5 protein-coding genes are annotated in these 8,428 nt (G+C 59.1%); all 5 read left to right on the plus strand.

What is annotated here, in order from left to right; all coding sequences use genetic code 11:
• The first annotated feature begins 1 nt into the window (after nt 1).
• A complete protein-coding gene (gpmI, locus tag VE23_RS18115; RefSeq protein ID WP_049868719.1) occupies nt 2–1,540 on the plus strand; it encodes a 2,3-bisphosphoglycerate-independent phosphoglycerate mutase in 1,539 nt (512 codons plus the stop codon).
• A gap of 334 nt (nt 1,541–1,874) precedes the next feature.
• Nucleotides 1,875–3,170: a phosphopyruvate hydratase gene (gene eno, locus VE23_RS18120; RefSeq protein WP_049868720.1), complete on the plus strand. Its 1,296-nt coding sequence runs from the start codon at nt 1,875–1,877 to the stop codon at nt 3,168–3,170.
• Nucleotides 3,171–4,069: 899 nt separating this feature from the next.
• On the plus strand, nt 4,070–4,834 hold the full coding sequence (locus tag VE23_RS18125) for a sugar phosphate isomerase/epimerase family protein (protein WP_049868721.1): 765 nt from the start codon (nt 4,070–4,072) through the stop codon (nt 4,832–4,834).
• 226 nt (nt 4,835–5,060) lie between these two features.
• Nucleotides 5,061–5,291 carry a preprotein translocase subunit SecG gene (gene secG / locus VE23_RS18130; protein WP_048744964.1) on the plus strand — a complete coding sequence of 77 codons (231 nt, stop codon included), beginning with the start codon at nt 5,061–5,063 and terminating at the stop codon, nt 5,289–5,291.
• Between the two features lie 167 nt (nt 5,292–5,458).
• Nucleotides 5,459–8,428, plus strand: a 2,970-nt coding sequence (locus VE23_RS27450; protein WP_232316989.1) for a VacB/RNase II family 3'-5' exoribonuclease, incomplete at its 3' end; no start/stop codon positions are given.

Raw genomic sequence — 8,428 nt, forward strand, 5'->3', positions numbered from 1 at the left:
CATGGCTCCCAAACCGGTCGCACTGATCATCATGGACGGCTTCGGCCTCCGCAATGATGTCGTGGGCAACGCGGTCGCTCAGGCCAATAAGCCGAACTACGACCGCTTCATGGCCCAGTTCCCCCATACGACGCTAACCGCCTGCGGCGAAGCCGTCGGCCTTCCCGAAGGCCAGATGGGCAACTCCGAGGTCGGCCATCTGAACATCGGCGCGGGACGCATCGTCTATCAGGACCTCACCCGGATCACGAAGTCGATCCGCGACGGCGAGTTCTTCGACAACGATACGCTGCTCGGCGCCGTGCGCCATGCCAAGCTGAACGGCAAGAAGCTGCATCTGTACGGCCTGCTAAGCGACGGCGGCGTGCACAGCCATATCCAGCATCTGTTCGCGCTGCTCGAGCTGGCCAAGAAGGAAGGGCTGGATCAGGTCTACATCCATGCCTTCCTCGACGGACGCGACGTCGCTCCGGACAGCGCAGTCGGCTATCTGACCGAGCTGCAGGCAAAGATCGAGGAGCTTGGCATCGGCCGCATCGCGACTGTGCAAGGCCGCTACTATGCGATGGACCGCGACAAGCGCTGGGAGCGCGTGGAGAAGTCCTACCGCGCCATGGTGTACGGAGACGGTCCGAAATACACCGATCCGATCCGCGCCGTGCGGGAATCGTACGAGAAATCGGTCATGGACGAATTCGTCATGCCGACGGTCATCACGGAAGGTGACGGCTCGCCGGTCTCGCTGGTGGAATCCGAGGACGCGGTCGTGTTCTTCAACTTCCGCCCGGACCGGGCCATTCAGCTGTCCCAGGTGTTCACGAACGAGGACTTCCGCGGCTTCGACCGCGGCGACAAGGCTCCGAAGGATCTGTATTTCGTCTGCCTGACGCTGTTCAGCGAGTCGGTCGGCGGCTTCGTCGCCTACAAGCCGAAAAACCTCGACAACACGTTCGGCGAGGTGCTCGTGCAGCAGGGCAAAACACAGCTGCGGATCGCCGAGACGGAGAAATATCCGCATGTGACGTTCTTCTTCAGCGGCGGACGCGACCAGGAGCTGCCGGGCGAAACCCGCGTCCTGATCAACTCCCCTAAGGTCGCGACCTACGATCTGCAGCCGGAGATGAGCGCTTACGAGGTGGCGGACGCCGCCGTGCGCGAGATCAACTCCGACAAGCATGACGCGATCATCCTGAACTTCGCGAACCCTGACATGGTCGGCCACTCCGGCATGCTGGAGCCGACGATCAAGGCGGTCGAAGCGACGGATGAATGCATGGGCCGCGTCGTCGACGCCGTGCTCGCCAAAGGCGGCGTCGTGCTCATCACCGCCGACCACGGCAACGCGGACATGGTCATCGGACCGGACGGACGCCCGTTCACGGCGCATACGACCAACCCGGTGCCGCTGATCGTCACCAAGCAGGGCGTCACGCTTCGCGAGAACGGCATTCTGGCCGATATCGCGCCGACGCTGCTCGACCTGCTCGAGCTGCCGCAGCCGGTTGAAATGACCGGCCAAAGCCTGATCAACAAGGCGTAGGCCGTCAACTGCGGCAAGCCTCAGGGCGATGACCGGCCAAAGCCTGATCAACAAGGCGTAGGCCGCCGTCGGCTGCGGCAAGCCTCCGGGCGGCCAAAAGGAAAAAATCGGCGACAGCCTGATCAACTGGGCATAGAGACTTCCCATGCGCCAAGCCGCCAAGATGTCTGTTGCCGAATGGAGCTCAGGAGCGGGGCCTCTCCGGCCTCCTTTTGCCAAAAATCAAAGGCGGAAACTCGTCCCGAAGCGCTGTGGCTGGTATACTGTTCTCAGTGCCAGCCAAGCAGGCGGATCTGTCTGCAACCCCACATACGATAAGGAGTGTTCAAACATTATGTCTATCATCGTTGACGTATACGCACGCGAAGTGCTCGACTCCCGCGGCAACCCTACGGTTGAAGTGGAAGTATCCCTGGAATCCGGCGGCAAGGGCCGCGCCATCGTACCATCCGGCGCATCCACCGGCGCTTACGAGGCTGTAGAGCTTCGCGACGGCGACAAAGGCCGCTACCTCGGCAAAGGCGTTCTGAAAGCCGTTGAAAATGTAAACACGCTGATCGCTCCGGAAATCATCGGTCTCGACGCTCTCGATCAAGTGCTGATCGACCGCAAGATGATCGAGCTCGACGGCACCCACAACAAAGGCAAGCTGGGCGCGAACGCGATCCTGGCCGTGTCCATGGCTGTAGCACGCGCTGCCGCCGACGCTCTGGACGTTCCGCTCTACACGTACCTGGGCGGATTCAACGCCAAAGTGCTGCCGGTTCCGATGATGAACATCATCAACGGCGGCGAGCATGCCGACAACAACGTCGACGTGCAGGAGTTCATGGTTCTGCCTGTCGGCGCCGAGAGCTTCAAGGAAGCTCTGCGCATCGGCGCTGAAATCTTCCACAACCTGAAGTCCGTCCTCAAGGACAAAGGCCTGAACACGGCTGTAGGCGACGAAGGCGGCTTCGCCCCTAACCTCGGCTCCAACGAAGAGGCGATCACGACGATCATCTCCGCTATCGAGCGTGCGGGCTACAAGCCGGGCGTCGACGTTTTCCTCGGCATGGACGTTGCTTCCACCGAGTTCTACAAAGACGGCAAGTACCACCTCGAAGGCGAAGGCAAATCCTACACTTCGGCTGAGTTCGTGGACCTGCTCGCAAGCTGGGCGGACAAGTACCCGATCCTCACGATCGAAGACGGCTGCTCCGAAGACGACTGGGAAGGCTGGAAGCTGCTGACCGACAAGCTCGGCGGCAAAGTCCAGCTCGTAGGCGACGACCTGTTCGTCACCAACACCGAGCGCCTCTCCGACGGCATCGACAAAGGCGTGGGCAACTCGATCCTCGTTAAAGTCAACCAAATCGGTTCCCTGACCGAGACTTTCGACGCGATCGAAATGGCCAAACGCGCCGGCTACACGGCTGTCATCTCCCACCGTTCCGGCGAGAGCGAAGACAGCACGATCGCCGACATCGCGGTTGCTACAAACGCGGGCCAGATCAAGACGGGCGCTCCTTCCCGTACGGACCGCGTAGCGAAGTACAACCAGCTTCTTCGCATCGAGGACCAGCTCGGCTCCACGGCTCAATACGCCGGCCGCAGCGCATTCTACAACCTCAAAAACCTCAAAAAATAAGAACTTCCGGGCTGGATTGATGCCGGCCGGCAGGTTCATCGGAATCCCCTGCGTGTAAGCGCGGGGGATTTTTTGTTTTTATCGGGCCTGGCGTGTTGTGGATTCTTTGCCGGTGGATAATGGGATACTGGTGGGCGCTAGTAAATACTGTGGGTGCTGAGGATGGGTCCAGGTAGCGTAAAAAGCCAAAGTAGCGGATTGGTAGCCGGTTGATCTACTGAATACTGATGGATGTTATGGATGCAGGGGTTCCGTTAATACCCTCTTTTAGCCCTGTTGTTTGAGCCATTGGAGCAAGCTGGATCGGCCGAGGGGAGCTGGAGAGGGGAAGATCTCGGGCGAAGATCTAGATGAATCGATCGAGCGGCCGAGCTGAAGGCGAATCGCAAGTGGACCAGTCGAGTACAGGATGAAGGAATGCGGGTATAAAAGGGGCGATGGCTATCGGACATAGGATCCGTTATTTTCGATGAAATTCCAAATTTGAATAGTTATCGGACATAGGATCCGTTATTTAGTTGGTTTCAATCGGGAAACGGATAAATGTTCACAATTAGCGGATCGTATGTCCGATACGAGAATGAAAACAGCTAATAAAGGACAAATAGCGGATCCTATGTCCGATAGACAGGGGGGGACCGACCCCTGCATAAATGGATCCTTTTTGGATATCTCTTCGGACAAATAGCGGATCGTATGTCCGATACGAAAATGTTCTTTCCCGGATTGGCTGAATGGTGGATTCGGGCGACTGGGGAGGATAAGGGCTTGGCATTGATACGCAACCAAAGGGCCTGTGCCAAAATCACAAACAAACGGCACAAAAACGGGCATAGCTTATGTACGATTGAAAGCGCTATACTGGGGCTATCCCAATTGAACAGGCGGTGTTTGGAACGATGGCAAAACCTCAAGTCGGATTGCAGCTGTACACGCTCCGCGACCAGACGGAAAAGGACTTCCTTGGAACGATCAGCAAGGTAGCTGAAATGGGCTATGAGTACGTGGAATTCGCCGGATATTTCAACACGAGCGCGGCAGACTTGAAAAAGGCGATGGAGGAAGCCGGCATCAAGGCGGTATCCGCACACGTCGGCCTGAGCTTCAACGAACCGGACAAGATCGAATCCGATCTGGCCAAGCAGATTGAATTCGCCAAGGAAATCGGACTGAAGTATATTATTACTCCGTGGGCTCCGCTGCCTGAAAGCCCTACAAGGGCCGATGTAGACAGCCTCGCGGCGACTCTCGAGCGCGCGGCTCGCCAGGTCAAGGAAGCAGGCCTGATGTACGGCTACCACAACCATGATTTCGAATTCAAGCTGGTGGACGGCAAGCCGCTCATCGACATTCTGCTGGAGAAGATTCCTGCCGATCTGATGATCATGGAATTCGACCTCGGCTGGGTGCATATGGGCGGCCAATCGCCTGCGGAATACGTGAAGAGATATGCCGGACGCACTCCGGTCGTCCATCTGAAGGACTTCGGGGACGGCCGCCGCGATACGGAAGTGGGCAGCGGTGTCGTTGATTTCGAAAGCGTCTTCGCCATTGCCGAGCAGGCAGGCATCGAGTATTTCATCGTGGAGCAGGAGGAGTTCGCCGGCTCCTCGCTCGAGAGTGCGAAGCTCAGCCTCGACTATCTGCGCAGCAAAGGCTACTAAGAGAAGCGCCGATGAGCCGCCCGACCTTCCGACAGGAGGCGTCGCGCGGCTTTCTCTTGTTCTCGGGCCGATGCCTATGGTACAATCAGAGTGCTGTTCATGAACGGTTTTGCCCATGCAAACCGTTTTCCGCGGCGTGGAAGGCGATCTGCATGTGCAAAACTTCAGCTATTCATTAGCGGCAGGCAGCCGGGAGGCTGTACGAAAGCTGGGAGGTAACAAACGCATGGATACATTTCTGAAAATTCTGCTCGTGATTTTTTCCCTTGGTTTGATTGCGGTCGTATTGCTGCAAAAGGGCAAGAGCGCAGGCCTCTCCGGAGCCATCTCCGGCGGAGCGGAGCACCTGTTCGGCAAGCAGAAAGCTCGCGGACTGGATCTGTTCCTGCAGCGCCTGACGATTGGACTGGCAGCCGGATTTTTCATCCTGGCGCTTCTGGTCGCTTACCTGAAATAGCAAGCCGAATGCATCGATAAAGCGGGGGAGATCCCCGCTTTTTCTTTTTATTGTCGCGCAGGTGGGTTGATGAAGCCGTATTTCGTGTATACTACATGGTATAGAGAAAGTGGTTGGATCTGCCAGCACCTACGGGCGCCCGACGGCATGAGGTGAGAAGGAGAACGATGACAACGAAACAAGACTTGCTGGACTTGATGAACCAGCCGGCGTACAAGCCGATGACGTATCAAGAGCTCGAAAGGCAGCTGGGCATAGACAATGCCTCCGATTTCAAAGCGTTTCTCAAGCTTCTAAATGAGCTGGAAGAAGAAGGCGCCTTGCTTCGCACCGACAGCGGGGCTTATGGATTGCCTCAGCATCTGAATTTGTTGAAAGGACGTCTGCAGGCGCATGCCAAGGGCTTTGGCTTCCTCATTCCGGAGGACAAGACCCATGCGGACGTGTATATCGGCGCGAATGATCTCGGCACCGCCATGAATGGCGATATTCTGCTCGTCAAAGTGACGGAGCGCACTCCTGGCGGAGGCCGCATGGAAGGCGAAGTCGTCCAGATCGTGGAACGCGCCGTGTCCCAGCTCGTCGGAACGTTCGAGAGCCATGAGACGTTCGGTTTCGTCACGCCGGACGACAAGCGCATTAACCGCGACATTTTCGTGCCTCAGGGATCTTTCGGCGGGGCTGTGACCGGGATGAAGGTTGTCGCCCGCATCACGAACTATCCGGAAGGCCGCGCCGCGGCTCAAGGCGAGATCATCGAGGTGCTCGGGCACAAAAACGATCCCGGCGTCGACATCCTCTCCATCATCCGCAAGCACCAGCTGCCGGAGAGCTTCCCCGATGACGTCATGGAGGAAGCCGAGGCGGCTCCGGATGCGATTACCGAGGAAGAGATCGTCAGCCAGGGCCGTCGCGATTTGCGCGGCAAGACGATCGTCACGATCGACGGCGAGGATGCCAAGGATCTCGACGATGCCGTTCAAGTCGAGCGGCTGCCCAACGGCAATTATTTGCTCGGCGTTCATATTGCCGATGTCAGCTACTATGTCCGGGACAAGTCTGCCCTGGATCAGGAAGCTTACCGCCGCGGGACAAGCGTCTACCTGACCGACAGGGTCATTCCGATGCTGCCGCACCGCCTGTCCAACGGCATCTGTTCCCTGCATCCGCAGGTGGACCGTCTGACGATGTCCTGCGAGATGGAGTTCGACGCCAGCACGCTGAAGCGGGTCCGCCATGACATCTTCACGAGCGTCATCCGGACCAAGGAGCGCATGTCCTACACGAACGTGCGCAAGATTCTTGCGCCGGACGAGGCGGAGGAGGATGTCGTCAGCACGAATGCGCTGATGGAGGAATCACGTCGCCGCGCCCAGGCAGATGCAGGCGAGGACATCCGCCATGCCGGTTTCGATGAGGAAGCGGAAGTGGACGAGAGCCTGCGCGGCCATGCCGAGCGGCTGCCTGAGGGCGGAATGGGCCTCATCGTCGAAGGCGGGGACGCCGGCATTCCGGAGGAAGAGGAAACGGACGAGCATTCGGCCGATTACCTGGAGGACGAAGAGGATGCGGCCGAGCTGCTGCAGGCCGAGAAGCTGCCTCCGGGCGGCATGGGCCTCATCATCGAGACCAGCGATGCCGGTCCTCTGCCGGAGGATTCGGAGTTCGCCTCCGACGAGGACGGCCATGTGCCGGACGGAGGCCAGGCTGCTGCAGGCGATTCCGCCGCGCTGGACAAGTCCGGTCCCGGCCCGCAAAATCCTTGGTTGTCGCAAGCGCCGGAGCCTACCCGGAACCGCAATCGCAACCGCAAGGGAGAGGTTGTCCGGAGCAGTCCGGAGGACTTCGACCAGCTGGATGCTTTTGCAGCGGGAGAAGCCGCCGCTCCGCAAGAGAGCGAGGAGGAACGGTCCGCTCGGGAAGCTGCCGAACGCCAGGAACGCGCCGAACGCCGCGAGGAAAAGGCCCGCCTGATGGAGCGTTACGCGGATCTCGTGCCGATGTTCCACCTCATGGAGGAGCTGGCGATGAAGCTTCGCCGCCAGCGCATGAAGCGCGGCGCGGTCGACTTCGACTTCCAGGAGTCCAAGATTATCGTGGACGACGAGGGCAAGCCGATCGACATCGTGAAGCGCGAGCGTTCCGTTGCCGAGATGATCATCGAGGAATTCATGCTGGCGGCCAACGAGACGGTAGCAGAGCATTTCTACTGGCTCAAGGTGCCGTTCCTGTACCGGGTCCATGAGAATCCGGACAATGAGAAGCTGATGACCTTCATCACGATCGCTTCCAACTTCGGCTACGCCATCAAGGGCAAAGGCAACGCGGTCCATCCCAAGGCGCTTCAATCGCTGCTGGAAGAGATCAAAGGAACGAAGGAACAGACCATCCTCTCGACGATGATGCTCCGTTCCATGAAGCAGGCGCGCTACGACGCCCAGAGCCTTGGCCATTACGGCCTGGCCGCGGAGTTCTACAGCCACTTCACGTCGCCGATCCGGCGTTATCCCGATCTGGTCATCCACCGGGTGATCCGAGAGGTGCTGGAGAGCGGCGGAACGCTGTCCGAGTCGCGTCTGGAGACGCTGACGGCCCGGATGCCGGAGATTGCCCAGCAATCGTCCGAGCGCGAGCGGGCAGCCGTAGACGCGGAGCGGGATACCGACCAGCTCAAGAAATGTGAATTTATGCTTGATAAAGTAGGAGAAGAGTTCACGGGCATCATCAGCAGCGTGACCGGCTTCGGAATTTTCGTGGAGCTGCCGAACACGGTAGAAGGTCTGATTCGACTCAGCGATCTGAGCGACGACTATTACCACTTTGACGATCAGAGAATGGTCCTCATCGGTGAGCGCACCTCCAACATGTATCGCATCGGGGACGAGGTGAAAGTGCGCGTGGAGCGTGTAAATATGGATGACCATACGATTGATTTCGCCATGGTCGAGAGCGGCAATCGCGCAGGAGCCCAGCAGGGTGGAGCGCGGGGCAACCGCAACCGCGGCGGTAGAGGCCGCCGCGGCAAGGAAGGCGCTGCGCCAAGAGGCGGCAGCGACAACGGCGCAGCCGCACGCGCTGGAGCCGGCGGCAAGACCGCCGAGCGCAGCGCGGCGGCGCCGGCACCGGCCGGCGGCGCA

The organism is Paenibacillus sp. D9 (genome assembly GCF_001188365.1).
Lineage (GTDB): Bacteria > Bacillota > Bacilli > Paenibacillales > Paenibacillaceae > Paenibacillus_O > Paenibacillus_O humicus.

Excerpts from the sequence above, each read along its gene's own strand:
- secG (WP_048744964.1), top strand. The coding sequence starts at position 5,061 with ATGGATACATTTCTGAAAATTCTGCTCGTGATTTTTTCCCTTGGTTTG.
- VE23_RS18125 (WP_049868721.1), top strand. The coding sequence starts at position 4,070 with ATGGCAAAACCTCAAGTCGGATTGCAGCTGTACACGCTCCGCGACCAG.
- eno (WP_049868720.1), top strand. The coding sequence starts at position 1,875 with ATGTCTATCATCGTTGACGTATACGCACGCGAAGTGCTCGACTCCCGC.
- gpmI (WP_049868719.1), top strand. The coding sequence starts at position 2 with ATGGCTCCCAAACCGGTCGCACTGATCATCATGGACGGCTTCGGCCTC.